A 26,631-nucleotide genomic window follows, 5' to 3' on the forward strand; every position below is an offset into this window, starting at 1 on the left:
GACTTAATGATCGCCGCAGCCTACGGCTAGGTCAAATCAGAAGCCGCGCGGCGAGAACCATTCCTGCCCCGCCCGCTGGACCGATCCCACAACAGCCAGAATCGCCAGCATCTGCTCAACGCGGTCTGTCTTGCGGCGACCATTGGGTCCGGAAAAACGGCTCGACAGTTCCCGCAGCGACAGCGGCCCGCCCTCCAACCGCAGAATATCCAGAACGTCTGCGGCCAATTCTTCCGCCGTCTCCGGCAAGGGGCGAAGCTCGACCGCAGATGGGGACGGCGACGACACGACTCGGGAACGACGCGCCGGTTTCACACGATCCTGCTGATAGTCGGGACGCAGAAAGAGGACCTCCCCCCTCGCCTCCTGCCCTGCGCGGACCCCGTTCAACTCCAGCAGAGCCGCCAGCGTATCCTCATCCGTCATGTCAGCGCGCCAGCCGTAAGCGCGATGAACCACGCCGTCCAGACGCCGGTGCAGGTGCCCCAGTAGCCCGAACTGATCTGAATCTCGCTGATTATAGAGCGCCGTCATCGTCACGGAGCGGTCCCGGGAAATGATCTCATTGCGCAGCGTGTCGATTTGCTCGGCTATGACGCCGATCTCATGCCCCGCATAGGCATCCAGCGGAGGGAAGGGAAAGGCGTCGAAGCAGACCTTCTTGTTGTAAACGGGCCGATCTTCCAGACGCCCGCCCTGCGCCAGCGCCCAGACGCCGTGCGCCCGCGACGACAGCACCCCCAGAACGCGCGGATCGTCCGAGGCGATCGTCACCACCGTATTGTCAGGCAGGACATCCGCATTGAGAAAGCGGAACCAGCGGTGCTTGGATTTCTCTACCGTGGCGATGTAGCGGGGCAGCCCGCTGAGAGCCTCGCGAAAGGCGCCCCGAGGCTCGCCGAACACCCACCAGTTGTCGCGATATTCCGGTCGCGTTCGAGCTTCACCGTGTCTGCTAGATGTTGGAAGACCCGTGGCCAGCGACGCCGGACCTCCGCTTCATCAAGGCCGAACAGGTCAATCACCTTCGCGCCTCGGGGGCAGGCCGCCAGATCGCGCCCGTTGCGATAGGCGCGGATCGGCGGCGCGTCGGTCGCATCCTCCGTCAGTCCTGCCGCCTCGCGTGCAGAAACGATGAAGCCCGCGCCGTGCAGTTTCATGCCCGGCGAACACAGCAGGGCGTTCGCCCTCAGCGGCTGTGCACTGGACAAAGCGCGGCCGATGGTCAGATCAGCGCCGATGTCGCCGCGCTGTTCATCAAACTGAGGGACAATCATCCCGCTCGCATCCAGTTGCTCTTCGCGGACGGTCAGCAGGCGCCCCTGCCCGTTGGGCGCCCCGCGCTCGGCCACCGTCATGGCGATGCGAACCTCGGCGCCCCGTGCTGCGCCCTTGCTCCACGGATGGTCGGGAATGGCGAAGACCAGCCGCATGGGCGGCTCGCCGTTCAGATGATGTTCCAGCACCCGACGCGAGAAGGTCTGGGTGATGGAGTTGGTGGTGATGAAGCCGAACCGGCGCAACGGGCTCTTGCGCGCCGTCAGGATTTCAGCCGCGCGATCCCACCACGCCATGACCAGATCGGCCGAGCGGAAACGCCCTTGCCGGATATGCCACAGGGCCTCGACATAACCGTCGCCCAGATCGCGACGCAGATTCTTGCCTGCGATGAAGGGCGGGTTGCCGATGATGAAGTGCGCCACGGGCCATTGAGTCGGCTGGGGATCGCGATAATGGACGACCTCTGTTTCCTGATTGAACCGCCACAGGCTGATCGGCCGCCCGCGCGCATCGCGGCGCAGGTCTTCACCCGCCGACACCAGCAGGGCGTCTGCCCTGATGATCCGCTCGCGTCCGCGCCTTGGGGCCAGGTCGCCGGCACAGGCCAACTGCGACGGCGCCTCTCCGTTGCGGATGCGCCATTGCAGGTAGCCGATCCACATCACAACTTCGGCGATAGAGGCGGCGTGATCGGATTTCTCAATGCCCCAGAACTGATCCGGCCCGACCCTGCGTGATACCGCCGCGTCAGATGCGTCGCCTCCCAGTTCCTTCAGGGCGCCGAGGATCTGGCGCTCCAGATCCTTCATCATGGTCATGGCGACATAGAGAAAGTTGCCGGCGCCGCAGGCCGGATCGAGAACCCTGACCTTGCACAATTGCTGATGGAAACGACGCACGGCCTTTCGGGCGGTCGTCGCATCGCCCCGGCTGAAGTCCGCCAAAGCGCATGCCTCGATCGCCTCCCAGTCGGTACGTAATGGCTCAATGACGGTCGCCTCGACCAGCCGTTGCACATAGGCTTTGGGCGTGTAGTGGGCGCCGAGCTCCACGCGGTCGCCGGGTTCCAGCGCCTGCTCCAGAAAGGTTCCGAAGACATCCGGCTCGACCGCCGACCAGTCGCAATCGGCCGCGCAGATCAACACCTCAAGATCCACCTCGCTAAGCGGCAGGGCCGCCTCTTCGCGGAACAGGCCGCCGCCGAACGCAGGCACGTCCTGTCGCAGGGCGGCGCAGTGCCCGCCTTGCGCCATGCTGCGAAATACGGTCGTGGCGCTGAGATGAAAGCGGGCAGCATGACCGCGATAGCTTTCAAGCAGCGTCAGGAATCCCCGGTTACGGATCAGGCCCACGCTGTCGGCGTACATCGCCAGGATGCACTGCATCACGAACATGAAGATGCGGCGATCCGTAACCGGTTGAAATGTGTGCATCGGATCATGCAGCGCCCGCGCCCGCATGGAGCGGACCAGTTGCCCGAGCAGGCCTGCGACTTCCTGTGTCGCCTCAGTGATCGAGCGTTGCGGATCAAGACTGCGTGGGTCGTCCCACACCCGACGCAGACGCTCCCTGATCTTCGGATCGCGCAGATCTGTCAAATCAATGCGGCTGTTGTCCACATCCGGAAAAGGCGCATAGCCCTTACCCTCCCGCTCGAAATCGGCCCACAGGTGAATGGCGACGCCGACATCGACCATCATCAGGAACGGCGGGCGTTCAGGCAGGGCCGCAGCATAGTGTTCAGCCTGAACCCGAGCCCGGCTCATCAGGCGGTCCAGGGCCTGCTTGCCTGCCTGCGGCGCCTTTCGCCCGCGACCGTTCAGAAGTGTCGCCAGTTGACGCACATCCAGATCACCGCCCGGCGCGCGTTTGGGCGACTGTTTCATCTCCATCACGAAAGCGCCGCGCTTGGAGCAGTCGATGAAGCCGCTGTGGTCAGCGCCGCTCCGTGTCCGAAATTTCGCCGCGCGCTCGAAACAGTAATCGCGGTCCCCGACCGCCTGCTGCCCCGGCGCCGCGACGCCCAGGACAGCGCATAGCTGGATGATGAAGCTCTGACAGTTCGCCCTTTCGCTGATCGTCGCCTCGCTCCAGCGCGCAATAAAAGTCTCGACGTCCATAGGTGGTCCCTCCCGCGAAGAACTCACCCATAACGGAAATATGTAAAATGTTTCAACTATTACTTGTGTTCGACGAACACACAACCTGAACCGCCGCGCAAGAGACGCGACAGCTTCACGCCGGCTCTTTCAGAAAGCCGGGGGCGTCATACACAATCAGACCATTCAGCCTTGGGTCGCGCGTCCCGCCAGATAGCGGCGATGCAGCAACGGCTTGCCCAGCCAATAGGCCAGTTCCGCCGGGCGGCTGATGTCCCAGACGGCCAGGTCGGCGGCCTTGCCCGCCTCCACCGTGCCGATCTCATCGTGCAACCCTAGCGCGCGGGACGCATTGCGTGTGGCGCCCGCCAAGGCCTCTTCCGGCGTCAGGCGGAACTGGACGCAGGCCAGGTTGATCGCAGCCGTCATCGAGGCGACCGGCGAGGTGCCGGGGTTGCAGTCCGTCGCCACCGCCATGCGCGCGCCATGCTGGCGCAGCAGGGCGATCGGCGGCGCCTGCGTCTCGCGCAGCATCAGGAAGGCGCCGGGCAGCAACACGGCCACCACGCCCGCCTCGGCCATCGCCTTCACGCCCGCCTCGGTCGTGTGCTCGATATGGTCGGCCGACAACGCCTGATAGCGCGCGGCCAGCGCCGCCCCGCCGCCGTCCGACAACTGGTCGGCGTGCAGCTTGACCGGCAGGCCTAGTTCCTCGGCCTTGTCGAACAGGCGGCTGACCTCCTCGACCGAGAAGGCGATGGGCTCGCAATAGGCGTCCACCGCATCGACCAGCCCCTCGGCGTGAGCGGAGGGCAGAATCTCATCCACAGCCTTGTCCACATATACGGCGCGGTCGGCCTTATGCTCCGGCGGGACAGCGTGCAGGCCCAGATAGGATGTGCGCACCCGCACCCCCGCCTCGCGCCCGATGCGGCGGGCGACGCGCAGCATTTTCAGCTCGCTGTCGTGATCCAGACCGTATCCGGACTTGATCTCGACGGTGGTGACGCCGGTGGCCTTCAGCCCCTCCAGCCGCGCCAGGGCCGAGGCGTAGAGCTGATCCTCGCTCTCCTCGCGCGTGGCGCGCACGGACGAGACGATGCCGCCCCCGGCACGCGCGATCTCTTCATAGGTCGCGCCCTCCAGCCGCCGCTCGAACTCGCCCGAGCGGTCGCCGCCGAAGACCAGATGGGTGTGGCAGTCGACCAACCCCGGCGTGACCCAGCGCCCGCCCAGACGGTCGGTTTCCACAGCCTTGTGCACAGGCAGGTCCGCGCGCGGCCCGATCCAGGCCATGCGCCCGTCCTTGATCAGGATGGCGGCGTCCTCGATCGCGCCATAGGGGGCGCCGCCCTCGGTCATGGCGGCGACGTGGCAGTCGGTAATCAGCAGATCGGCGTCGATCATCGTGCGGCTACTCCAGCCAGGATTTCACAGAACCAGCGCCCCGCCGTCAGGGAGCCGAGGTCGCCGACTTCAAGCGAGGGGTCGTATTCCGTCAGGTCGACGGCGCGCACCTTGGCATGAGCGCCGATAGCGCGGGCAGCATCGAAGAAGTCGTGCACCGACACTCCGCCCGGCCGCGCGCCGGGGCTGGCGGGCCACTGGCTGCGGTCGATCACGTCTATGTCGAAGTCGACGTAGATGACCTCGCACAGGGATGACAGACGCTCCAGTTCCTCGACCACGACGTTGGCCAGACCGCGCTGGCGGCACTCGCGGGCGGTGCGGACGCTGATACCCGCCGCCTCAGCCTTTTCATGGGCGCGGCGGGTGTTGGCGAAGGGCGCGAGGCCGACCTGGCTGATGCGGCGCCCGTCCATACCGTCGTCCAGCAGGGCCTGGATCGGGTTGCCATTAGTCAGGCCCTGATCCGTGTCGCGCAGGTCGAAGTGGGCGTCCAGCGTCAGCACGCCGACGCGGTCCAGTCCCAGAGCATGGGCGCCCGGCCGGGTGATGGCGTTGTTACCGCCGACCAAGATGGTCAGGTCTCGGTGAGCCTGCGCCGCCACCGCATCGCGCACCGGCTCAAAGGCGTCGAAAGGCGAGACGGCCTTCAACGCCACGTCCCCGGCGTCGTGGACCGTGATCTCAAGCTCGAGCCCCGTCTCTACATCATAGGTCGACAGGCGCGGCAGCACGGCGCGCAGAGTCTTGGGGCCCAGGTCACAACGGCCCGGCGTCAGCGAACGCTCGTTCAGCGGCGCGCCGATCAGGGCGACGCGGGCGTCAGGATGGTTGCCCACCAGATCGCCGACAGAGCGCCAGCCGAGTGCCTCAGACGGTTCGCTCATGGGGATCATCCTTTAGTCGGGGAAAAGCGCGCGACCAGATCATAGGCCGCGCCGGGGAAAATCTGTGAGGCCCAGGTCACGCCCTGACCGTCGCGCCAGGTGCGGCGCTCCAGCCGCAGGCAGGGCGCGCCATCGGCCAGACCCAGCCCCGCCGCCGTCTCATGATCAGCGCCGACGGCCGAGATGCGATGCTCGGCCTCAGTCCAGGGCATGTGGGCCAACAGCCAACCGCCAGGCGGCTGCGTCGTGAAGTCGGCGGCCTCCGCCTCTGGCGCTGCGGACAGGCAGATCAGGCGGCGCTCGAACACGAACGGCAGATCGTCCGCCAGATGCAGGGTCTGAAGTTCGATCACCCGTTCGCCCAGACCTTCTTCGTCCTCACCGGCCGGGCGCACGATCCGGCCCAGCAGGCGGTGGGAATAGGCCAGCCCCCTGCCCTCGACCTCGGACTGGATGTCGGGAATGGAAACGAGGGCCGAGGAATGCACCGGCGGATGGGCCACAACGGTTCCGGCGCGGCGGCGGCGCACCACCAGCCCGCGCGCCGAGAGGTCGGACATGGCGCGCGACACCGTCATGCGGGCGCAACCGTACTCCGTCGTCAGTTCGGCCTCGGTCGGGATGCGGAAACCCGGCCGCCACTCGCCAGAGGCGATGCGGCGCTCGATGTCGCCCGCGATGCGACGATGAAGCGGCTCCTGATCCATCATGCGAAACTGCCCCTTGCGCGCATTAATGTCTAGACATAACACTGAGCCCAACATTCGACGGCCGAAGCCGCATGGAGGATTCGATGTCCACGCCCAACACTCGCATTATCCGTAGCCCGCGCGGGCCGGAAAAGACTGCAAAAACCTGGGCGGCCGAAGCCGCCATGCGGATGCTGATGAACAACCTCGACCCCGAGGTGGCCGAGCGTCCCGAGGATCTGGTCGTCTATGGCGGCATCGGCAAGGCGGCGCGCAACTGGCAGGCGTTCGACGCCATCGTCGACCAGTTGCAGAAGCTGGAGGCCGACGAGACGCTGATGGTCCAGTCGGGCAAGCCGGTCGGCGTGTTCCGCACCCATGCCGACGCGCCGCGCGTGCTGATCGCCAACTCCAACCTGGTGCCCAAATGGGCGACCTGGGATCACTTCAACGAGCTCGATAAGAAGGGTCTGGCCATGTACGGCCAGATGACCGCCGGGTCGTGGATCTACATCGGCACCCAGGGCATCGTTCAGGGCACCTATGAGACCTTCATGGAAGCGGGTCGTCAGCACTATGGCGGCGACTGGTCGGGCAAGTGGATCCTGACGGCGGGTCTGGGCGGCATGGGCGGCGCCCAGCCGCTGGCTGCGACCATGGCCGGCGCCTCCTGCATCACCATCGAGTGCCAGCGCAGCCGCATCGAGTTCCGCCTTCGCACCCGCTACGTCGACGTCATGGCCGAAACGCTGGACGAGGCTCTGGCCCTGTTGGAGCAATCGTTCAAGGACAAGAAAGCCTTGTCGATCGGCCTGTTGGGCAATGCGGCTGATCTTCTGCCTGAAATGGTCAAGCGCGGCGTCCGCCCCGATCTGGTGACCGATCAGACCAGCGCCCACGACCCGGTCAACGGCTACCTGCCCTCCGGCTGGACCGTCGCCGAGTGGGAAGAAAAGCGCGTCAGCGACCCGGCCGCGGTCGAGACCGCCGCCCGCGCGTCGATGGCGACCCACGTCAGGGCCATGCTGGACTTCCAGAAGATGGGAGTCCCCACGACCGACTACGGCAACAACATCCGTCAGGTCGCCTTCGATGAGGGCGTCGAGAACGCCTTCGATTTCCCCGGCTTCGTGCCCGCCTATATCCGCCCGCTGTTCTGCCGTGGGATCGGCCCGTTCCGCTGGGCCGCCCTGTCGGGTGATCCCGAGGACATCCGCAAGACGGATGAAGCGATGAAGAAGCTCTTCCCCGACAACGCCGGTCTGCACCGCTGGCTGGACATGGCGGGCGAGCGCATCGCCTTCCAGGGCCTGCCCGCGCGCATCTGCTGGATCGGTTTGGGCGACCGTCACCGTGCGGGCCTGATGTTCAACGAGATGGTCGCTTCGGGCGAACTGAGCGCCCCCATCGTCATCGGCCGCGACCATCTGGACAGCGGCTCCGTCGCCAGCCCGAACCGCGAGACCGAGGCCATGATGGATGGCTCGGACGCCGTCAGCGACTGGCCCCTGCTGAACGCCCTGCTGAACACGGCGTCGGGCGCTTCGTGGGTGTCGCTGCACCACGGCGGCGGGGTCGGCATGGGCTATAGCCAGCACTCGGGCGTCGTCATCGTCGCCGACGGAACGGATGAAGCCGCCAGGCGTCTGGAGCGCGTGCTGTGGAACGACCCGGCCACCGGCGTCATGCGTCACGCCGACGCCGGATACGACATCGCCAGGGACGCCGCGCGCGAACATGACCTGAACCTGCCCTCGCTGGACCTGTAAGATTATGACCACGACGATTGAAATCGGCGCCTCGCCGCTCACCCTCGCCCAGCTCCGCGCCGCCCTGAACGGCCCGGTCACGGTCAGCCTGACCGACGCCGCCTGGGCCAATGTCGAAAAGGGCGCGGCGACCGTCGCCGCCATCCTGGACGAAGGCCGCACGGTCTATGGCATCAACACCGGCTTCGGCCTGCTGGCCAACACCAGCATTGCGGCGGAAGACCTTGAAACCCTTCAGAAGAACCTGGTGCTCAGCCACGCCTGCGGCGTCGGCGAGCCGCTGACCGCGGACACCACCCGCCTGCTGATGGTGCTGAAGATCGCCAGCCTGTCGAAGGGCGCCTCGGGCGTACGTCGTCACACGCTGGAGACCCTGATCGGCATGGTCAACGCCGAGATTCTGCCGCTGATCCCGTCCAAGGGCTCGGTCGGCGCCTCGGGCGATCTGGCGCCGCTGGCCCATATGTCGTGCGTCCTGATCGGCGTCAGCGAGGCCCGCTATCAGGGTCAGGTGCTGGACGCCGTTTCAGCGCTGGCCAAAGCCGGGCTGAAGCCAGTCGTACTCGGCCCCAAGGAAGGCCTGGCCCTGCTGAACGGCACCCAGTGCTCGACGGCGCTGGCCCTGACCGGCCTGTTCGCTGCCGAAGATGTGTTCGCCGCCGCCATCGCTGCAGGCGGTCTGTCGGTCGACGCCCTGCTGGGTTCGGACGCGCCGTTCGACCCGCGCATCCACGCCCTGCGCGGCCAGCCGGGTCAGATCGACGTGGCCCGTCGCCTGCGCGAACTGCTGAGCGGCAGCGCCATCCGCGACAGCCATCGCCACGACTGCGCCAAGGTGCAGGACCCCTACTCCCTGCGCTGCCAGCCGCAGGTGATGGGCGCGACGCTGGACGTGCTGCGCAACGCCGCCGCCATGCTGGAGCGCGAAGCCAACGCCGTGACCGACAATCCGCTGGTCTTCATCGAGGACGGCGACGTCATCTCGGGCGGCAACTTCCACGCGGAACCCGTTGCTTATGCAGCAGATCAGATCGCCATGGTCCTGTGCGAGATCGGCAACATCAGCGAGCGCCGCACCTCCATCCTGGTCGACCCCAAGATGACCGACCTGCCCGCCTTCCTGGTCAAGGACAGCGGCGTGAACTCGGGCTTCATGATCGCTCAGGTGACGGCTGCGGCGCTGGTGGCCGAGAACCGCATGGTCGCCCACCCCTGCGTCATCGACACCGTGCCGACCAGCGCCAATCAGGAAGACCACGTTTCGATGGCCACCCACGGCGCCCGCCGCCTGCTGGACATGGCCGCCAATACGGCGACCGTTGTGGGCATCGAACTGCTGGCCGCCGCGCAGGGCATCGAGTTCCGCCGTCCGCTGACCTCGTCGTCGGAGCTGGAGCAGACCTACGCCATCGTGCGCGAGGCCTGCGGTCCCTACACCGAAGACCGCTATTTCGCACCGGACATCGCCCGTGCGACCGAAGGCGTCCGCGCAGGCCGCTATCGCGCCTTCGCCGGAAATCTGTTGCCGTCGGCTTGAACTCAAGGCGGTTGAGCGCTTTCGTAGCGGCGACGAACGCAGGGACGCCGCCGTGAACAAGCGCACCGCCATTCTGGCTACCGCCGCCCTGATCCTGACGGGATCGGGCGCAGCGGGCTGGGCCATGTGGAACTCGACATCAGCCGCGCATGGCGGGCGGGCCTCAGGTTACGGCGTGACCGTCGAAGTCGTGCCGCCGGTCGAACCCGACCTGCCGCAGGGCTCCATCCTGACGGTGGGCGAGTTGCGCGACGGTTATGAGCATGATCCCGAGCGCCTGGCGCCGCTGGGCGATCCTGACGAGAGCGCCCTCGAAAGCGCCTGGGTGGAGTTGATGCCCGCCCTGGCCCATGAAGCGGTTGCAGCGCCTGTTCCGCCGGTCATCACCATGGCGACGCCGCCACGGCCGGAACTGGGACAGGATGACTACGGCTTCGGCTTTGATGCGCCCCGGCCCGATTATCAGGCCGAGCGCGAGGCGCGCATTTCCGCGCTGGATGGCCCAGCCGCCCAAGATCCTGTCCAATAGGCCGCGTTCACATCGGTGTTTGGCGCCGCTGCCTGGTTTCCGCTCATCCCGGCGGCCGCCGGGATGAGCGGGATTGAACGGTCGTGACCATGTTTCAAGGTCGCCCAGCCCATAAAAAAGGCCCCGGTTTCGCCGGGGCCTTTTTCTGATCACCGCATGGTGGTGACCGTCACCGTATAATCGCCTTCCTGGCTGTCGCGCAGGCTGTTGGCGCGGAAGGAATAGGAGCCCGGGCGCAGCTCCTGAACGATCATGGCGCTGAGACCGCCGCCGCTGTCGTCGTCCGAGGCGATATTGTCGCCGTCGCACTGAGGCCCTTCGTGCAGGGCCAGATAGGAGTCGAACTCCGACGAATCCATGCGGATCGCCACCTTGCCCGCACGGCTGATCGTCAGGGCGTAGCAGTCGTAATAGGAGCCGTCGTCAGCCTGACGATCGCTGAATTCCAGGCGGCCCTGATGGCTTTCGCCAACCGTGATCGGTACGATCTGGGTCGTCGGACGCAGGCGCTGACCTTCAGACACCGACAGACGGAACGAGCCCGTCTGATCGCCGCTCAGAGTATTGGCGCGGATCACCCACGGACCCCCGCTTGCACGGAAACGCAGCTGAGCGTCCGTGCCCATGTCAGGGCCGTCGTCGTTGCTGATGCTGGTCTCATCGCAGTCACTGCCCATGCCCGCCATCAGGTAGGCGTCGAAATCATCCGAACGCATGGTGACGGTGTAGACCATCTCAGGCTGGGTCTGGACGATATAGCAGCGGTAGTGCGAATCGTCGTCCATGCGGGCGTCCTTGCTGCTGAAGCTGGACGTCACCGTCTGACCGGGACGGATGGTGCTTTGGGCGGCGGCGGCGCCGGCCAGAAGCAGGGAGGACGTCAGGATCGACGTCATCAGCAGGGCGCGCATGGGAATCTCCTTGGGTGCGACGCAAAAACTCAGGGGGCGGAAATGCCCGACTTATTTGACAGGAAGCAATGGAACTCGTTTCAGCGCCGCTAAATTTGAAGCGTTTACGCAAAAACAGGCGGTACGCAGTTGTCGGATGGCCAGCTGGAAACGCTCAATGACCGCTTCCGTTGATACAGTCGCAGCCTGAATGACGCCTGAAGCCATGCCGACCACATCGGCGCCCAGCCGGATCGCCTTGGCCACATCGACGCCATCGCGCACCCCGCCTGACCCGATCAACAGGGCGTCCGGCAGAGCGTTGCGGGTCTCGGCCAGCGAGCGCGCGGTGGGTATGCCCCAGTCGGCGAAGGCCAGGGCATGGGCCTTGTCGGCCGGATCGGTCGCCCGCTCGCCTTCGATCAGGCCCCAGTTGGCGCCGCCCGCCCCCGCCACATCCACGCCCGCCGCGCCCATGGCGATCAGCCGCTGGGCCGTGACGGCGGAGATGCCTGCGCCCGTCTCCTTGACGATAACCGGCGCATCCAGATCGCGGATCAGGGCCTGAAGCGCCGCGCCCACGCCCCACCAGTCGCGGTCGCCTTCCGGCTGGCAGGCCTCCTGAAGCGGGTTCAGATGCACAACCAGGGCGTCGGCGCCGATCATGTCCAGCGCGCGGCGCGCCTCGTCCCGGCCGAAGCCGCGCGTCAGCTGGGCCGCGCCGATGTTGGCCAGGATCGGCGTGTCCGGCGCCTTCAGCCGCAGCGAAAAATCCAGACCATCCGCCGCCCCGCCTTCCAGCGCCGCGCGCTGCGAGCCGACGGCCAAGGCGATGCCCAGATGCTGGGCCGCCTCGGCCAGACGGGCGTTGATGGCCCCGGCGCGCGCCGGACCGCCGGTCATGGCGCTGATCAGGAACGGCGCGCGCAGACGTCGCCCCAGCAGGTCGACGCCCAGATCGATGCGCGCATGATCCAGATCCGGCAGGGCTTCGTGAACAAAGCGCCAGTCATCGAAGCCCGCCGAAAGGGCATGACGCCCGCCGCCCGCCAGCACCACGTCAAGGTGCTGGTCCTTGCGGCCCAGGATCAGGGCCGCAGCGGCGTCGTCTGCGACCTCGTTCAGGGTTGGCGCTCCGTGATCAGGACATAGTCGCCGGTCGCGTTGGAGCCATAGCTGCGGGCGCGCAGCACATAGGTCCCGTCGCGCGGCGCGGTCCAGTTCAGGCGGGCGTGGGTGTCGGACAGGCTGTCGTCGTCCTCATCCAGCTTGAAGTAGTCGCCGTCCTTTTCTTCACCGACCTCGACCACCGCATCGAAACTGCTGGCGATCAGGGTGAAGCGCAGCTTTTCGTCCGCCTTGGCCTTGAAGTGATAGGCGTCGTAATAGACGCCGTCCTCGGTGATGCTGGCCCGTTCGGTCAAACGGCTGCGCACGGTCGAGCCGATCATCAGGCTGCCCGGCGCGGGTTCGCCGCCCAGATCAAGAAACTCCAGCGAATAGAGACCCTTGGACTCGCGCGACCAGGCGCGGGCGCGCAGCACATATTCGCCGCTTTCCGGCAGGGTGAAGATCAGGCGAGCGTCGGTGCCCTGCCCCAGACCGTCGTCGTCGCTGGCGATCTCATCGAAATCTTCGCCGCCCTGGCCCAGTTGCAGATAGGCGTCGAAATCGCCCGACCGCATGACGGCCTGAATGCGCTGCCCTTCAGCTCCGGTGAAGACATAGGCGTCATAGGCGCGGCCGTCGTCGTCGGTGGCAGCGTTGCTCTTCAGCTCGCCCTCGACCGTCTGTCCGAAGGCGATGGGGGTCGGCGGCGGCGGCGGCGCGATCTCTTCGATCTTGAGGGTGTAGGGGCCTTCTCCGCTGGAGAAGGCGCGCGCCTCGATCAGATAATCGCCGTCCTCGGTCAGGGTGTAGGTCAGTCGCGCGTTCAGGTCGCCCGCGCTGTCGTCGTCCGTGCCCAGGCTGTTGCGGTTGGCGTCGAACAGTTCGAGGTAGGTGTCGAAACCATCCGCCTTCATAGTGATGGCCAGACGCTGCCCGGCGCGACCGCTGAAACGGTAAAGGTCGGCCTTGGCGCCGGAATCGCTGGTGGGGCTGTCGGACGACAGACGGCCGCGCTTTTCGTCGCCGATGGCGATGGCCGCCGCGGTCGGCGCAGGCGGCCCCTGCTCCATCGACAGGCGATAGTTGCCATCGGCCGAGCCGCTGTAGGAGGTGGCGCGGACCAGATATTCCCCGGCCTGCGGCGCCGTGAACACCAGACGGGCGTTCAGGCCGTCGCCGCCGTCGTCGTTCTCGGCCATCTGGATGAAGGCGCCGTTGGCGATGCGGCCGACGCGCAGGAAGGCGTCAAAGTCATCCGACTCCAGATCGATCTTGACCCGCTCGCCCGCCGTGGCGCGGAAGGCGTAGGCGTCATAGCGCTTGCCGTCGTCATCCTCGGCGCTGTTCGACCCCAGACGGCCGTTGGCGTTGCGGCCGACGGAGATGCTGCCCGGTCGCGGCAGGCGCGGCGCCACGCGCTCCTTCAGCGTCAGATGATAGTCGCCGGTCGCCATGCCCGAGAAGTTGCGGGCGCGCACGATGTAGACCCCGGCTTCCGGCGCGGTGAAGCGCAGACGTGCGTTCAGATCGCCCGCGCTGTCGTCGTCGCTGGCCAGCGACTGCCGCATGGCGCCCTCGGCGTAGACTTCCAGATAGGTGTCGAAATCGTCCGAGGTCATCTCGGCTTCCAGACGCTGTCCGGCGGCCAGACTGACGCGGTAGTCGGCATAGCGGTAGGAATCGCCGCCGCGTGAACGCGAGGCGCCTTCTTCCAGCCGTCCGCGGATGTCATCGCCCAGCCGGGCGTCGGTCGCCGATTGCGCCCATACAGCGGTGGTGGACAGAAGAGCGGCCGCACTGACCGCCGCGAACAGGGAATAACGCATAAAGACCTCTTTGCTGGCGTCAGCATAGACGCCGAACCGCAGCGCCTGTAAATCGCGGCCACGCTTTCCAGTTCCCGGCAGATGGAGCCAATTTATGGCTGTAGATCCCGCACGCGCCTCTTTGATCGACGGCAAGGCCTTCTCACAGACCCTGGTGGAGCGCGTCGCAGCGGCCTCTGCGCGGCTGGAATCCGCCCACAGCGTCAAGCCCGGACTGGCCGTCGTCATCGTCGGTGAAGACCCCGCCAGCCAGCTTTATGTCCGCAATAAAGGCGAGACGACGCTGAAGGCCGGAATGCGGTCGGACACCCATCGTCTGCCGGTCGAAACGACTCAAGCCGACCTTCTGGCCCTGATCGCGACGCTGAACGCCGATGCGGGCATCCACGGCGTGCTGGTGCAGCTGCCCCTGCCCAAGCACATCGATTCGGCCGCCGTGCTGGACGCCATTTCGCCGGACAAGGACGTGGACGGCTTCCATGTCGTCAACGCCGGGCGTCTGGCCGTCGGCCTGCCGGGCATGATTCCGTGCACGCCGCTGGGCAGTCTGATGCTGCTGAAGGATCAGTTGGGCGATCTGTCCGGCCTGAACGCCGTGATCGTCGGTCGCTCCAACATCGTCGGCAAGCCGATGGCGCAACTGTTGCTGGGCGAAAGCTGCACCGTCACCGTGGCCCATTCGCGCACGCGCGACCTGCCCGCCCTGTGCCGCACCGCCGACATTCTGGTGGCCGCCGTCGGCCGCCCGGAGATGATCAAGGGCGACTGGATCAAGCCGGGCGCGACCGTCATCGACGTGGGCATCAACCGCGTCCCCTCGCGCGATCCGGTCAAGGCGGCGGAGGGCAAGACCCGCGTCGTCGGCGACGTGGACTTCAACGAAGCGGTCGAGGTCGCCGGGCGCATCACCCCGGTTCCGGGCGGCGTCGGCCCGATGACCATCGCCTGCCTGCTGGCCAACACCTACACCGCCGCCTGCCGTGCGGCGGGCGTGGCGCCGGAAGACCTGAACGGCTGAGGCCTGCGTCAAAAATCCAGCCTTGAAGCGGAGCCTTTCGGCCCCGATAGTCATTAGCGGTCAGCGGTCATGAGGGCCGCCGCGCAGGAGCTTCTTCATGGCTGGATTTTCGCCTCGCATCGCGGCCGTCGCCGCTGTCGTCGTCCTGGCCCCCGCCGTGGGCGCCTGCGGCTACAACACCATTCCGACCAAGCAGGAACGCGCCCAGGCCGCCTGGGCCGATGTCCAGAGCCAGTATCAGCGCCGCGCCGACCTGGTGCCGAACCTGGTCGCCACCGTTCAGGGCGCGGCCATTCAGGAACGCACCACCCTGACCCAGGTGATCGAGGCGCGCGCCAAGGCCACCAGCGTCAACATCGACGCCTCCAACCTCGATAACGCCGCCGCCTTCCAGCAGTATCAACAGGCGCAAGGAGAGCTTTCCAGCGCCCTGTCGCGGCTGCTGGTGACGGTCGAGGCCTATCCCCAGCTTCAGGCCAACCAAAACTTCCTGACCCTGCAATCGCAGCTGGAAGGCACCGAGAACCGCATCGCCGTGGCGCGCCGCGACTACAATGAGGCCGTGCGCGACTACAACACCGAGCTGCGCACCTTCCCCAGCGTGATCTGGGCCAAGACCCTGCACGGCGGCTCCAAGCCGATGCAGCTGTTCACCGCCACGGCCGAGGCCCAATCGGCGCCCACCGTCAACTTCGATCTGGGCGCCCAGCCCGGCGGCGGCGCGCCTGCGACCACGCCCGGCGCCGCGCCGGGGTCGACGCCGCCCGCCCCGGCGGCGCGGTAAGGCCGACATGGTCCCTTCGGCCCTGACGGCGGGCGAGCGCGCGGCGCGGGGGCTGCTCCCCGCGCTTTTGCTGGGCCTTGTGCTGTGGCTGACCGCCCTGCCCGGCGTCAGTCTGGCCGCCGAAATCCGCTTTCCGGCCCTGACCGGACGGGTGGTCGATGACGCTCAACTGCTGACGCCTGCGCAGGAACAGGCTCTGACCGGCAAGCTGGCCCTGCTGGAACAGCAGACCGGCGACCAGCTGGTCGTCGTCACCCTGCCCTCGCTTCAGGATCAGGAGATCGAGGACTTCGGCTATCAACTGGGCCGCCACTGGGGCATCGGGCAGAAGGAAAACGACGGCGGCGCCCTGCTGATCGTCGCGCCGAACGAGCGCAAGGTGCGTATCGAGGTCGGCTATGGGCTGGAGGGCGTCATGACCGACGCCTATTCGTCCCTGATCATCCGCAACGACATCCTGCCCGCCTTCCGTCAGGGCGACTATGCGGCCGGCATACTGGCCGGAACCGACGCCATCATCGCCCAGCTGACCGCCGATCCGGCCGAGGCGCAGGCCCGCGCCGAGGCGGCGAAAAGCGCAGCCGGTCAGACCGAAAAGCCGGTCATCCCCGCCATCGTCATCCTGATGGTCTTCGCCTTCATCTTTTTCAGCATGGTCGGCGCGGCGTCGGGCGGGCGCAAGCGGCGCGGCGGACGCGGCGACGGCCTGTCGCCCATCCTGATCTGGGCCGCCAGCGAGGCGCTGAAAGACCGTGACCGCGGCGGACGCGGCGGCGGTTGGGGCGGAGGCGGTGGTTTCGGCGGCGGTGGATTTGGCGGAGGCGGCGGCGGCTTCGGCGGCGGGGGCGCCTCGGGGGGATGGTGATGCAGTTCACGAAAGACGACCACGCGCGGGTCGCCCGCGCCATCGCTGCGGCCGAAACCCATACGGCGGGCGAGATCTTCTGCGTCGTCGCGCGTCAGGTGTCCTCTTATCGCGATGTCAGCGTCGGCTGGGCGGCGGCGGCGGCCTTGCTGGCGCCGCTGGCGCTGATCCCGTTCGGCTTCAACGGCGACTGGCTGAGCTTCGGCAGCGGCTGGGAGGCGGCCCATGACGCCGAGCGCGCGTCGGACATCGGCCGGGCGCTAGGCGCCTATGCCCTGGTGCAGGCCGTCGTGTTTCTGATGGTCTTCTTCCTCAGCCTGATCCCGCCCGTGCGGCGTCTGCTGACCCCGCGCGCCCTGCGCCGCACGCGCGTCCGGCGCGCCGCCATGCAGCAGTTCCTGGCCCACGGCCTGCACGTCACCGAGGCGCGCACGGGCGTCCTGATCTTCGCCGCCCTGGCCGATCATCAGGTCGAGGTGGTGGCCGATGAAGCCATCCACGCCTGCGTCAGCCCTGAAGTCTGGGCCGACGCCGTGGCGGCCCTGACCGGCGCCCTGCGCCGCGAACAGCCGGTCGAGGGCTTTGAAAAGGCCGTCGCCCTGTGCGGTCAGGTGCTGGCCGAACGTTTCCCGCCCAGCCCGACCGATGTGAACGAAATCCCCGACAAACTGGTTGTCATCTAGTCCGGTTAATCAGGGCCTCGCGACCGCCGCATTGCCGCGCGAAAGTCGTGCAGGACCGCAGGCAGGGAATTCATGCCGAGACTACTGACCTATAACGTCCACCGCTGCGTCGGCGTCGACCGCAGGCTGGACGTAGGCCGCATCGCCGACGTCATCGCTGAATATGCGCCGGACATCGTCTGCCTGCAGGAACTGGACGTCGGCCGCGCCCGCACGGGCCACGTCGATCAGGCCGGCGTCATCGCCCAACGTCTGGCCATGAGCGTGCAGTTCCACCCCGCCATGACCGTCGAGGCCGAGCTTTACGGCGACGCCATCCTGACCAGCCGTCCCGAGCGGCTGGTGCGCGCCGCCGCCCTGCCCACCATGCCCGGCCTCAAGGGACTGGAGCCGCGCGGCGCCCTGTGGTTGGCGATCGATTTCGACGGCGTCACAGTCAACGTCATGAACACCCACCTGGGCCTGATCCCGCGCGAGCAGCGTCTGCAGACCGAGGCCCTGATGGGCGAGGACTGGCTGGGCGATCCGGCCTGCACCGGCCCGACCATACTGACCGGCGACTTCAACGCGACCTCGATCACCCGCCCCTATCAGACTCTGGCGCGGCGGCTGGACGACGCCCAGCGCCGTCTGGGACTGAAGCCCTCGATCAAGACCTTTCCGTCGAACTTTCCGGCCATCCGCATCGACCACTGCTTCGTCAGCCCGGAGATCCGCGTGACAGGCGTTCAGGCGCCGTCGTCGTTGATGGCGCGCACGGCGTCGGATCACCTGCCGCTCATTCTCGATTTCGAGATCGACCTGCCCGGCGCTCAGCCCGGCGCCTGACCGCCCTCGGATTTCGGCCGGGTGCGCTGTGAGCGGTTCAGCCGCTTCCACGGCCGCCACGCGTCCGTCGCCGAGACCGGATCGCCGAACTGCCACTCGGCGAACATCCGCTCGACCCGCGTCGGCCTGGCCGTGCCCAACAGCTTCATCCGCCCATGGCCAAAGGTCTGGATCGCCTGACCGATGGAGCCCATCAGGCTTTCCGCCTGGGCGAACGCATCCCCCGTCACGCCGATGAAATGGCCCAGCGAGTGGTGGCGGAAGCGGCGGATCACCTCACGCTGGGCCTCATCGCCCGCCTCGAACGAGGCGTCGCATTCCGTGTCCAGTCCCATCGAGCGGTTGTTCAGATTGCTGGAGCCGATCCGCAGAAGCTTGTCGTCGATGATGGTCATCTTGGCGTGGACGATGATCCGCTCGCCCTGTTTCGTCACCGGATAGAAGGCGGTGAAGCGGTCGTGGATATCGGCCTGCTCCAGCCGGTACAGCACCTCGGCCCGCGCCGTGTCCATCGTCAGGCCGTCGAACCAGCTGGGGCTGCGCCCGGTCGACACCAGCACCACCTCCGGCCCGTCCGGCTCGGCCAGCCGCTCGGCCAGCGCCGCCGCCAGCTGGGGCGAGGTGAAATACTGGTTTTCCATATAGATCAGAGACTTCGCGCGCTTAATGGCTTCAAGGTGCAAGATCTCATTCTCGCGCACCTCGGCCCGTCGGCGCACCTGCGGCTCGGTGCGCGACAGGCCCATAGGAATGTCGTGCAGGGTCGGCTGAACCCCGTCCGGCCAGGCGTCGCGATTGCGCCAGACGGTCGTATCCAGCACCTCGCCCGTGGCCCGGCGCCAGCGTTCGCGCGCCAGATCGCCCAGGGTGTGCGCCGCCGGGCCGTCCACCACGCACATGACCTCATGCCGGGGCGACGGGATCACGCCCGTCGGCTCGCAGCGGCGCGGATCGCCGGACAGGTGCGCCTCGGAATCCCAGCGGTCGGTCGAGATGTCGCCGCCGCCGCAGAAGGCGATCTGATTGTCGATCACCACCACCTTCTGGTGATGGCAGGCGCCCAGCAGGCCCGGCCCATCCAGCCGGAACTCGACGATCCGGCCGCGGAACCAGCGCTGGGCCTTGTGCGGATAAAAGCCCTGCGAGGCGGCGATCAGCAGCGGCGAGCGCCAGATCAGCAGCCGGACCTCAAGTTCTGGCTTGCGCCGCACCAGCGCCTTCAGCTGGTGGCCGATCTCGCCGCGACGATCCAACAGCGGGCTTTCAGGGTCCAGACGGGTGCGCGGATCGAACTGCCAGCCCAGAATCAGGATGGAGCGCTCGGCCTTCTGCAACGCCGAGGCCAAGGCGTCGAAATAGGTCTTGTTCTCCATCAACGGCGCGAAACGATGCGCCGTCGCGGACCGCCAAACGCCGTTGGGGGTCTCCAGCAGGCTGCCGTCATAGAACTGGTCTGCTCGCATACCCCCCGCAATGGCTGATTCGCGTGACGACGGGATGCGGTCACGATCTCTTCAGGCGCCAGCCGGGACGGATCGTTTCATTTTCGGCGCGCCCCGGCAATGAGGGTCCGCGCCCTCATCGTCACATTGTGGAAGCGCCCGATTTCTGGCACAATCAGAGGATGCAAGCTCTGATCGAGATGCTGGCCGGTTTGATCGCCCTGCTCGCCGCAGCGGCGCTGTCGCAATTCGGCGTCGATCTGAACCCGGCGCACAAGTCCGATCGTGAGGTTCAGCGCGTGCGCGATTGCGGCGAAACCCGCCCGGCTGCGGCCGTCACGACGGTTCAGGTCAGCACGCCGCCGAGCTGCTGATCCACAGATCACATTGATCTGCGTCGTCAAACGGCGATCTAATCCGCGCTCCAGCCTTTTCGCCTCACGCTCCAGCCGTTAGGGTCACAGCCTTGCGCCCTTCGTCGCCGTTGGCGGCGATCAGTGATCGGGATCGACGCCCATGAAATCCAGCCATCGGCCGCCGCTCAACCTGACCGACCCCGAGTCCGCCGAAACGGAAGCGGATCCCCTCGCCGCGCCCGAAGCCGTCGATGCCGCTGATGACGCCCTGTCGGCGACCGGCGCGACGCTCGATCCCCTGCCCGAGGCGCCGTCGCGCCCCATGTCCGAACGCCAGCGCCGCCGTCTGGCCGAGCAGCAGGCATTGGCCGAACAGCGCGCCGCCGAGGCCGAGAAGGCCGGGCGCGCCCTGTCTCCGTTCGCCGAATCCGCCGACGCCCCGCCCACCACGGTCACGCCCGCCGCGCCTCCTGCAAAGCGCAGCGCGAAACGGGCGGGCAAAGCCGCGAGCGGCGGCAACGCCTATCTGATGGCCGGGCTGGCCTCGGCCCTGTGGATCGGCGGGCTGGCGTCATGGTTCGCCTATGAGCTGGGCTCGGGGATGATGGAGCTGGATCCGCTGCGGATCGCTGTCTACGTCCTGATCCTGTTGGCGCCGGTGGGTCTGTTCGTCCTGCTGGCCCACGCCATCCGTCAGGGCGCCGGGCTGGCGCAGGAGACGCGGCGCGCGCGTGAAATGGCCGACGCCATGGTCGGGCCGACGGCGCTGGCCGCCGATCAGGCCGGACAGGTGCTGAACACCCTGCGCGAAGACATCGACCGCGCCGCCCAATCCGCCGAACGCGCGCGCAATGATCTGGCCGCCCTGCGCGAAGCTCTGGTCAAGGAATCCGGCCTGCTGAACGACGCCGCCGAACTGGCGGGCGGCACGGCCCGCCGTCTGGCCGAACAACTGTCGCAGGAGCGCGAACAGATGGGCCTGCTGGGCGGAAAGCTTGAGGGGCAGGCCTCCGCCGTCGTCGAGACGGTCGAGCGCCAGTCGCGCATGGTGGCCGACGCCTCCGATCTAGCCCAGACCCAGTTGCGCGAAGCCGAGGCCGCGCTGGCCGCCCGCGCCGCCGATCTGGCCGCCGCCGCCAATGAGGCGCAAGAAGCCGCCCGCGCCGCCGCCGACGACCTGGCGCGTCAGACCCTGCGGCTGGAGACGGCCGGTTCCGGCGTCGCCGAACAGATTCAGTCGGTCGAGGAAGGCCTGGGCCAGCAGCGCGCCGCACTGGTCACGGCCGCCTATGCTCTGCGCACCGATCAGGAAGACTTCTCGGCCCAGATCGAGAGCCAGCGCGCCCAGCTTCTGGATCACCTGTCCCAGACCCGCACGGCCGCCGAGGACATCAACCAACGCGGCGATGACGCCGCCGCCGCCATCAAGTCTCAGGTCGACGCCGTGCTCGACCAGTTCAAGGCGCTGGTCGAAATGTCCCAGCGTGAGGCCGACGGCTTCGACCACGCCACCAAGCTGTCGCTGGACCGGTTTGAAAGTCTGGCCGCTGAATCCCGCGACCTGCTGGTCGAGGAGACGCGCCGGTCGCTGGCCGCCCTGCAGGCCACGGCCGATGAACAGCGCGCCGCCGCCCAGACCGCGATCGAACAGGCCCAGATCCGCGCCGACCGTCTGGGCGAATCCCTGTTCGACGCCGCCCAGAAGGCGGATGAAGCCGCCGAGGCCCGCATCGACGGCGCCCGCCGCATCGTCGCCCAGACCGCCGACATGGTCGACCTGACCGGCCAGAAGCTGGTCGACAGCCTGCAGGCGACGCTGGCTCAGGTCACCGACGCCCTGACCTCGGTCGAACAGGCGGTCGCCGAAATGGATCAGCGCGCTGCACGCCTGCCTGACGAAGCCCGCGCCCGCGTCGATTCCGTGCGCACCGCCGTCGAAGAAGGACTCAGCGCCCTGACCGCCGCCTCGCGCAAGGCGGCCGAGGACACCGAGGCGCTGGACGCCGGGTTCCAGGATCGCGTGCGCCGCAACTACGAAATGCTGACCGAGGCCGTGCGCCTGATGGGCGTGGTGTCCGCCGAGGGCGGCGCCCGCCGCCGCCCAGCCGCTGCGCCTGCGCCTGCCCCGGAACCAGAGCCGGTGCGTCCGGCCCCCGCGGCGTCCGGCCTGGTGTCGGGCATCGCCTCAGGTCTGGGCCTGCGCGGCCGCATCCGCCCCGAAGCCGCACCGGAAGCGGACCCCGCCCCGGCACCTGCCGCCCAGCCCTCTCCGGCGCCGGTTGAAGCGCCTGCGCCTGAACGCATCGGCGACGCTCTGAGCTGGCGTGATCTGGCGCCGCCTGAACAGGCGACGGCCCCGGCGGCGGCTCCGCTGGAATTGAACGCCGCCATCGGCACGCCCGAGGAAATCGACGCTTTGGCCGGCCGTGTGACCTCGGCCATACGGCGCATGGGAGTTGATCCCAACGCCCTGCTGCCGCGCCCGCGCGTGGAAGAGGCGGCACAGGCCTTCGCCGGGCATGACCCCGCCCGCGCGCGCCAGATCGTCCGTCGCGTGGCGCCCGCCGCCGTGCGCAGCGTCTCGCGCCGGGTGCTGGCCGACGACGGACTGCGCATGGACGCCGAAACCTATGTCCGCGCCTTCGCCCAAGGCCTGAAGATTCAGGCCGAGCGCGGAAACGCCGAGGATGTGCAGATGCGGCTGGCCACGGATGAAGGCCGCGCCTTTATGCTTCTGGACGCCGCCGTGGGCGATCTGGGCTGACCGCCATGACCGCGCGGTCAGGCCGCCTGATTGCCGACACACTTGACCTGTCGGCGCTTTTTACCGCACCGTCCGCCCAGCGGCGCGCCCCAGGGGCGCTCATTGAGGTCTTCTTCCCTTGATGGACCAGGCTTCCAACGCACGTCCCCCGGCGTCTGCTGACCGTCGCCCGGGCATCGCCATCTGCGCCTGGTCGCCGTCCTGGACCGCCTGGGATCCGGTCGAAGACCTGTCGGGCGAGCCGTGGTGCCCGCCCGGCGCCCGCACCCTGGCCATTCCCGGCGACGCCTCGGCCGATCAGTTAGCCGATACCCTGACCGGCCTGCTGACGCGCGGCGAGTGTTCCGCCCTGCTGCTGCTGGGTCGCACGATCCACAGCGGCCCCGTGCGGGTGCAGATGCGGGTCGAGCATCGCCGCCCGGACGCCCGGAACCGCCCGGATGAAACCGATCCCGGCATCGCCCGCGTCACGGCGCCGGTCGCCGACATCCTGCGCGATCTGCTGGAGGCGGGCGTTTCCGCCATAGCCACATCCGACGCCGAAGAGGACGCCGGAAGCCATGTCCTCTATCGCATTCTGGCGGAACTGCCGGACAATCTGAACTCGCCGTCCATCGGCCTGCTGCGGATTCCCGACGGTCAGAGCGAGGCGATGGTGCGCACGGCGGTCAAGACGGCCGCCTCGGCCATGGCGCGGCGTCTGGCGCCCCTGCCTCGCTCAAGCGTGGCCTGACGCCGTCCCTTTTGATCGCGCCCACAGGCCGACCAGAGCCCCGCTCAGGGCCAACACCGCCATGGCCAAATAGGCTTTCAGCCCCACGGCGTCATACAGCGGCCCGCTGGCCAGCGTCGCCAGCCCGATCAGCACCCCAGCCGACAGGGCCGACGACAGCGTCTGGGCGGCGGTGTGGCTGTCCGGCGGGCACAGCCTCTCGACGATCTGCACCCCCGCCAGATAGGTGGCGGCGAAAGTGAGGGCGTGCAGCATCTGCAACGGGATCAGCATCCATAGCGGCGGCGCAAAGGCCATCAGGCTCCAGCGCAGGACCGCCGCCCCCGCTCCGATGAACAGCAGCGTCCACGGGCCGACGCCGATCCGGCGACGCCACGGTTCGACCCACCACATGAAGCCGATCTCGACCACCACGGAAAAGGCCCACAGCATCCCCGTAACGCTCTCGGCCAGCCCCTGCGCGCGCCAGGCGATGGCCGAAAAGCCGTAGTAGAAGGCGTGCGCCGCCTGAACCGCGCCGACGGCGTAGATGGCCGCCATGAAGACCGGCTGGCGCAACAGCCGCCCCAGTCCGCGGAACCGCTCCAGCCCTGAGACGGGACCGCCCTGCGACACCGGTTCGTCCGGCAGGACGCGCCACGCCGTGATCGCGATCAACAGGGACGCCGCCACCGCCCAGACGATGACCGCATCGGACGACACCCGCGTCAGCAGCGCCCCCATGGCCAGATTGGCGAAGACGAAGGCTGCCGAGCCGCACCCGCGCGGCAGGGAAAAGGCAAACCCCTCACGCGCCGACACCCGCAGCGTCATCACATCGCTGAGCGGAATCAGGGCCGCCGCCGCCGTCGCCCCCAACAGCCAAAAGAAGGCCCACGCAGCGAATCCCTCGACCAGACCCGCGCCGCCATAGCCGATCGCCATGACCAGTCCCAACAGGGCGATCGGTGTGCGTCGCAGCGCGAAACCATCCGCCCAGACCGCCAGAAGCGGTCCCGTCACGGCCCGCGCCAGCATGGGAATCGCCAGCAGGGCGCCGATCTGTGCGCCGCTCATGCCCTGATCGCGGAACCACAGTCCGGCGAACGGCAGGGTCACGCCGCTGGCGCTGAACAGCAGAATATATTGCAGCGCCATGCGCGATGCGGATTTCATCGGCGCCCGATAGCAGACTTCACCGTTTTTGTAGTCTAGACACCCTGATATGAATCCTGACCGCAAACTCCTCGCATTCGCCGGTTTCAACGGCGCCATGGCCGTGATCGTCGGCTCCTTCGCCGCCCATGGCGTCGCCCCCGAAATCAGGGACCTGTTGGCGACCGGCGGCCATTATCAGATGGTCCACGCCGCCCTCACCGCTGCGCTGGCCCTGTTCGGCGCCGGGCGCCTGCTGCGGCTGGCCGGATGGCTGGCCGGCGCTGGCGGGCTGATCTTCTGCCTGTCCCTGACCATGGTCGGACTGCTGGCCATGCCGATCATGGGCGCCGTGGCGCCGATCGGCGGCCTGCTGATGATCGCGGCATGGGTGCTGATGATCTTCGCCGCCTTCTCGTCAGGAACCGCCAAGGCCTGACTGCTTAAGCGCCTTGACGCGCCCCCCTTTACACAGAAGGACACCGCCCCCGTGACCGATACCGTGCGCCGCGACCTCTATCCTGAAATCGAAGCCTACGCCTCGGGCTGGATGCAGACCGACAGCATCCACGAGATCTATTACGAGGAAAGCGGCAATCCGCATGGCGTGCCGGTCATCGTCCTGCACGGCGGTCCCGGCGGCGCGGTCAATCCGGGGATGCGCCGCTACTTCGACCCGGCCAAATATCGCATCGTCATGTTCGATCAGCGCGGGTGCGGCCTGTCGCGGCCCAACGCCTCGCTGGAGAACAACACGACCTGGGATCTGGTCGCGGACATCGAGCGCCTGCGCGAGAAACTGGGCATCGACAAATGGGTGGTCTTCGGCGGTTCGTGGGGTTCGACCCTGTCGATGACCTACGCCATCAAACACCCGGACCGCTGTCTGTCGCTGGTGCTGCGCGGCATCTTCCTGCTGACGAAGAAGGAACTGCACTGGTTCTATCAGGACGGCGCCTCGATGATCTTCCCCGACGCGTGGGAAGACTTCCTGGCCCCCATCCCCGAGGCCGAGCGCGGCGATCTGATGGCCGCTTATTACAAGCGACTGACCGGCGATGATGTCGAAGAGCGCAACCGCTGCGCCGTCGCCTGGGCCACCTGGGAAGGCAATACTGTCAGCATCCAGGGCCCGTCCGGCAAGCCGGACAAGTTCGCCGACCCCGAGTTCGCCGTGGCCTTCGCCCGGATCGAGAACTGGTATTTCACCAACGGCGGCTTCTTCGACAGCGAGAACTGGATTCTCGAGAACATCGAAACCATCCGCCACCTCCCCTGCTGGATCGCGCAGGGGCGGTTCGACGTGGTGACGCCGATTTCCGGCGCCTGGTCCCTGCATCGCGCCTGGCCCGAGGCGAAGCTCGACATCGTCGGCGACGCCGGACACGCCTCGTCCGAACCGGGCATCATCGACAGCCTGATCCGCGCCACCGACTGGGCCGCCTCGCTCTAGAAACAGGTCTCGGCCGTCGCCCGGTTTTCCTGCCGGGCGGCGGTTTGAGCCGCGCTATTTCGGGTTGGTCTTTTCGACCATTTCGCTGAGTTGGAAGCCGATGCGGCGGGCCTCGCGCTCCTCCGGCTTCTTCATGGCGCTGAGGACCACATTGATCTGGCTATAGTGCTGGATCAGGCGCACCGGCTTGCCGTCGGCGTTGCTGCCGAAGAACATGATCAGGTCCGGCCCCCAGAAGCCGACGTCCATGATCTGCATGGCGCCGTCGCCGGGCAGCCCGACCATGCGGGCGCCGATCTCTTCGTCCTTATCGAGGTTGGCCTCGAATTCCTCGATCAGCTTGGACAGGCGGACAAAGGCCCATTCCGCCGGATTGTCGCGCATCCGCATGCCCTCGGCCTGGACCGCCGCTTCGTTTCTAGGGTCGGCCAGAACCGGCTGGGGACAGGGCGTCGCGCCACAGTCCGAGAACATGGCGGGGTCAGCCTTGGGAATATCGGCGGCTTGAGTCTCAGGCGTCTGAACAGTCATGATCTCAACCTAACGC

24 protein-coding genes are annotated in these 26,631 nt (G+C 67.5%); 13 read left to right on the forward strand and 11 right to left on the reverse strand.

The window, feature by feature from the left end; genetic code table 11:
- Positions 1–36 precede the first annotated feature (36 nt).
- From ABE454_RS01735 to ABE454_RS01755, 5 genes are all read right to left on the reverse strand, one after another.
- The gene (locus ABE454_RS01735; protein WP_346528404.1) at positions 37–906 is read right to left on the reverse strand and encodes a type IIL restriction-modification enzyme MmeI; all 870 of its coding nucleotides are present in this window, start codon (positions 904–906) and stop codon (positions 37–39) included.
- Positions 837–3,401 (reverse strand): DNA methyltransferase, encoded by a 2,565-nt coding sequence (locus ABE454_RS01740; RefSeq protein WP_346528406.1) that lies wholly within the window; start codon positions 3,399–3,401, stop codon positions 837–839. The genes ABE454_RS01735 and ABE454_RS01740 overlap by 70 nt, the downstream gene beginning before the upstream one ends.
- 165 nt (positions 3,402–3,566) lie before the next feature.
- Positions 3,567–4,784, reverse strand: a complete 1,218-nt coding sequence (gene hutI / locus ABE454_RS01745) for an imidazolonepropionase (protein ID WP_430825423.1) — start codon at positions 4,782–4,784, stop codon at positions 3,567–3,569.
- Positions 4,784–5,674: an agmatinase family protein gene (locus ABE454_RS01750; protein ID WP_346528410.1), complete on the reverse strand. Its 891-nt coding sequence runs from the start codon at positions 5,672–5,674 to the stop codon at positions 4,784–4,786. The genes hutI and ABE454_RS01750 overlap by 1 nt, the downstream gene beginning before the upstream one ends.
- A 5-nt stretch (positions 5,675–5,679) precedes the next feature.
- Positions 5,680–6,381, reverse strand: coding sequence for a UTRA domain-containing protein (locus ABE454_RS01755; protein ID WP_346528513.1), 702 nt, complete (start codon positions 6,379–6,381; stop codon positions 5,680–5,682).
- 86 nt (positions 6,382–6,467) lie between these two features.
- Here ABE454_RS01755 and hutU point away from each other — a divergent pair, with 86 nt between their 5' ends.
- The 3 genes from hutU to ABE454_RS01770 are packed head-to-tail and all read left to right on the forward strand — an operon-like array spanning position 6,468 to position 10,198.
- Positions 6,468–8,132, forward strand: coding sequence for a urocanate hydratase (gene hutU / locus ABE454_RS01760; protein ID WP_346528412.1), 1,665 nt, complete (start codon positions 6,468–6,470; stop codon positions 8,130–8,132).
- A 4-nt stretch (positions 8,133–8,136) separates the two neighbouring features.
- A complete protein-coding gene (gene hutH, locus ABE454_RS01765; RefSeq protein WP_346528414.1) occupies positions 8,137–9,669 on the forward strand; it encodes a histidine ammonia-lyase in 1,533 nt (510 codons plus the stop codon).
- 52 nt (positions 9,670–9,721) lie between these two features.
- On the forward strand, positions 9,722–10,198 hold the full coding sequence (locus ABE454_RS01770; protein ID WP_346528416.1) for a hypothetical protein: 477 nt from the start codon (positions 9,722–9,724) through the stop codon (positions 10,196–10,198).
- 149 nt (positions 10,199–10,347) lie between these two features.
- On the opposite strand, the gene ABE454_RS01775 is transcribed toward ABE454_RS01770, so the two are convergent.
- From ABE454_RS01775 to ABE454_RS01785, 3 genes are read right to left on the reverse strand one after another with little or no spacing between them, the layout of a single operon-like run.
- Entirely contained in the window at positions 10,348–11,109 is a 762-nt protein-coding gene (locus ABE454_RS01775; protein ID WP_346528417.1) for a peptidase, read from the reverse strand.
- 51 nt (positions 11,110–11,160) lie between these two features.
- Positions 11,161–12,213, reverse strand: coding sequence for a type 2 isopentenyl-diphosphate Delta-isomerase (gene fni / locus ABE454_RS01780; RefSeq protein WP_346528515.1), 1,053 nt, complete (start codon positions 12,211–12,213; stop codon positions 11,161–11,163).
- On the reverse strand, positions 12,210–14,024 hold the full coding sequence (locus ABE454_RS01785; protein WP_346528419.1) for a PPC domain-containing protein: 1,815 nt from the start codon (positions 14,022–14,024) through the stop codon (positions 12,210–12,212). The genes fni and ABE454_RS01785 overlap by 4 nt, the downstream gene beginning before the upstream one ends.
- Positions 14,025–14,118: 94 nt before the next feature.
- Between ABE454_RS01785 and ABE454_RS01790 the strand changes: the two genes are divergently transcribed.
- The 5 genes from ABE454_RS01790 to ABE454_RS01810 all read left to right on the forward strand — a co-directional run bounded on the left by ABE454_RS01790 (position 14,119) and on the right by ABE454_RS01810 (position 18,202).
- Positions 14,119–15,042 (forward strand): bifunctional methylenetetrahydrofolate dehydrogenase/methenyltetrahydrofolate cyclohydrolase, encoded by a 924-nt coding sequence (locus ABE454_RS01790; protein WP_346528421.1) that lies wholly within the window; start codon positions 14,119–14,121, stop codon positions 15,040–15,042.
- A 97-nt stretch (positions 15,043–15,139) separates the two neighbouring features.
- Positions 15,140–15,826: a LemA family protein gene (locus tag ABE454_RS01795; RefSeq protein WP_346528423.1), complete on the forward strand. Its 687-nt coding sequence runs from the start codon at positions 15,140–15,142 to the stop codon at positions 15,824–15,826.
- Positions 15,827–15,833: 7 nt separating this feature from the next.
- Positions 15,834–16,691 (forward strand): TPM domain-containing protein, encoded by an 858-nt coding sequence (locus ABE454_RS01800; RefSeq protein ID WP_346528425.1) that lies wholly within the window; start codon positions 15,834–15,836, stop codon positions 16,689–16,691.
- A complete protein-coding gene (locus ABE454_RS01805; RefSeq protein ID WP_346528427.1) occupies positions 16,691–17,374 on the forward strand; it encodes a TPM domain-containing protein in 684 nt (227 codons plus the stop codon). The genes ABE454_RS01800 and ABE454_RS01805 overlap by 1 nt, the downstream gene beginning before the upstream one ends.
- Before the next feature lie 72 nt (positions 17,375–17,446).
- On the forward strand, positions 17,447–18,202 hold the full coding sequence (locus ABE454_RS01810; protein ID WP_346528429.1) for an endonuclease/exonuclease/phosphatase family protein: 756 nt from the start codon (positions 17,447–17,449) through the stop codon (positions 18,200–18,202).
- Here ABE454_RS01810 and ABE454_RS01815 read toward each other — a convergent pair.
- Positions 18,187–19,665 (reverse strand): phospholipase D-like domain-containing protein, encoded by a 1,479-nt coding sequence (locus ABE454_RS01815; protein ID WP_346528431.1) that lies wholly within the window; start codon positions 19,663–19,665, stop codon positions 18,187–18,189. The two genes, ABE454_RS01810 and ABE454_RS01815, sit on opposite strands and share 16 nt — an antisense overlap.
- Before the next feature lie 161 nt (positions 19,666–19,826).
- Here ABE454_RS01815 and ABE454_RS01820 point away from each other — a divergent pair, with 161 nt between their 5' ends.
- The 3 genes from ABE454_RS01820 to ABE454_RS01830 all read left to right on the forward strand — a co-directional run bounded on the left by ABE454_RS01820 (position 19,827) and on the right by ABE454_RS01830 (position 23,497).
- Positions 19,827–20,018, forward strand: coding sequence for a hypothetical protein (locus ABE454_RS01820; protein ID WP_346528434.1), 192 nt, complete (start codon positions 19,827–19,829; stop codon positions 20,016–20,018).
- A gap of 142 nt (positions 20,019–20,160) precedes the next feature.
- Positions 20,161–22,764, forward strand: coding sequence for a tipN (locus tag ABE454_RS01825; protein WP_346528436.1), 2,604 nt, complete (start codon positions 20,161–20,163; stop codon positions 22,762–22,764).
- Between the two features lie 121 nt (positions 22,765–22,885).
- On the forward strand, positions 22,886–23,497 hold the full coding sequence (locus ABE454_RS01830; protein ID WP_346528438.1) for a hypothetical protein: 612 nt from the start codon (positions 22,886–22,888) through the stop codon (positions 23,495–23,497).
- Here the strand turns inward: ABE454_RS01830 and ABE454_RS01835 are convergent.
- On the reverse strand, positions 23,483–24,652 hold the full coding sequence (locus ABE454_RS01835) for an MFS transporter (RefSeq protein WP_346528441.1): 1,170 nt from the start codon (positions 24,650–24,652) through the stop codon (positions 23,483–23,485). The genes ABE454_RS01830 and ABE454_RS01835 overlap by 15 nt on opposite strands.
- A 49-nt stretch (positions 24,653–24,701) precedes the next feature.
- Here ABE454_RS01835 and ABE454_RS01840 point away from each other — a divergent pair, with 49 nt between their 5' ends.
- Both ABE454_RS01840 and pip read left to right on the forward strand, forming a co-directional pair.
- The gene (locus tag ABE454_RS01840) at positions 24,702–25,070 is read left to right on the forward strand and encodes a DUF423 domain-containing protein (RefSeq protein ID WP_346528443.1); all 369 of its coding nucleotides are present in this window, start codon (positions 24,702–24,704) and stop codon (positions 25,068–25,070) included.
- 51 nt (positions 25,071–25,121) lie between these two features.
- Complete coding sequence (gene pip, locus ABE454_RS01845) at positions 25,122–26,084, forward strand: prolyl aminopeptidase (RefSeq protein ID WP_346528445.1); 963 nt, start codon at positions 25,122–25,124, stop codon at positions 26,082–26,084.
- Between the two features lie 54 nt (positions 26,085–26,138).
- On the opposite strand, the gene ABE454_RS01850 is transcribed toward pip, so the two are convergent.
- Positions 26,139–26,615, reverse strand: coding sequence for a DUF6173 family protein (locus ABE454_RS01850; RefSeq protein WP_346528447.1), 477 nt, complete (start codon positions 26,613–26,615; stop codon positions 26,139–26,141).
- Between the last annotated feature and the right edge of the window lie 16 nt (positions 26,616–26,631).

Source organism: Brevundimonas diminuta, from assembly GCF_039673845.1.
Taxonomy (GTDB): Bacteria; Pseudomonadota; Alphaproteobacteria; order Caulobacterales; family Caulobacteraceae; genus Brevundimonas; species Brevundimonas diminuta_E.

Bases quoted from the DNA above. Each gene is read 5' to 3' on its own strand.
- ABE454_RS01740 (WP_346528406.1), bottom strand. From the start codon at position 3,401: ATGGACGTCGAGACTTTTATTGCGCGCTGGAGCGAGGCGACGATCAGC.
- ABE454_RS01750 (WP_346528410.1), bottom strand. From the start codon at position 5,674: ATGAGCGAACCGTCTGAGGCACTCGGCTGGCGCTCTGTCGGCGATCTG.
- ABE454_RS01755 (WP_346528513.1), bottom strand. From the start codon at position 6,381: ATGGATCAGGAGCCGCTTCATCGTCGCATCGCGGGCGACATCGAGCGC.
- hutU (WP_346528412.1), top strand. From the start codon at position 6,468: ATGTCCACGCCCAACACTCGCATTATCCGTAGCCCGCGCGGGCCGGAA.
- hutH (WP_346528414.1), top strand. From the start codon at position 8,137: ATGACCACGACGATTGAAATCGGCGCCTCGCCGCTCACCCTCGCCCAG.
- ABE454_RS01775 (WP_346528417.1), bottom strand. From the start codon at position 11,109: ATGCGCGCCCTGCTGATGACGTCGATCCTGACGTCCTCCCTGCTTCTG.
- ABE454_RS01785 (WP_346528419.1), bottom strand. From the start codon at position 14,024: ATGCGTTATTCCCTGTTCGCGGCGGTCAGTGCGGCCGCTCTTCTGTCC.
- ABE454_RS01790 (WP_346528421.1), top strand. From the start codon at position 14,119: ATGGCTGTAGATCCCGCACGCGCCTCTTTGATCGACGGCAAGGCCTTC.
- ABE454_RS01795 (WP_346528423.1), top strand. From the start codon at position 15,140: ATGGCTGGATTTTCGCCTCGCATCGCGGCCGTCGCCGCTGTCGTCGTC.
- ABE454_RS01800 (WP_346528425.1), top strand. From the start codon at position 15,834: ATGGTCCCTTCGGCCCTGACGGCGGGCGAGCGCGCGGCGCGGGGGCTG.
- ABE454_RS01805 (WP_346528427.1), top strand. From the start codon at position 16,691: ATGCAGTTCACGAAAGACGACCACGCGCGGGTCGCCCGCGCCATCGCT.
- ABE454_RS01810 (WP_346528429.1), top strand. From the start codon at position 17,447: ATGCCGAGACTACTGACCTATAACGTCCACCGCTGCGTCGGCGTCGAC.
- ABE454_RS01815 (WP_346528431.1), bottom strand. From the start codon at position 19,665: ATGCGAGCAGACCAGTTCTATGACGGCAGCCTGCTGGAGACCCCCAAC.
- ABE454_RS01820 (WP_346528434.1), top strand. From the start codon at position 19,827: ATGCAAGCTCTGATCGAGATGCTGGCCGGTTTGATCGCCCTGCTCGCC.
- ABE454_RS01825 (WP_346528436.1), top strand. From the start codon at position 20,161: ATGAAATCCAGCCATCGGCCGCCGCTCAACCTGACCGACCCCGAGTCC.
- ABE454_RS01830 (WP_346528438.1), top strand. From the start codon at position 22,886: ATGGACCAGGCTTCCAACGCACGTCCCCCGGCGTCTGCTGACCGTCGC.
- ABE454_RS01835 (WP_346528441.1), bottom strand. From the start codon at position 24,652: ATGAAATCCGCATCGCGCATGGCGCTGCAATATATTCTGCTGTTCAGC.
- ABE454_RS01840 (WP_346528443.1), top strand. From the start codon at position 24,702: ATGAATCCTGACCGCAAACTCCTCGCATTCGCCGGTTTCAACGGCGCC.
- ABE454_RS01850 (WP_346528447.1), bottom strand. From the start codon at position 26,615: ATGACTGTTCAGACGCCTGAGACTCAAGCCGCCGATATTCCCAAGGCT.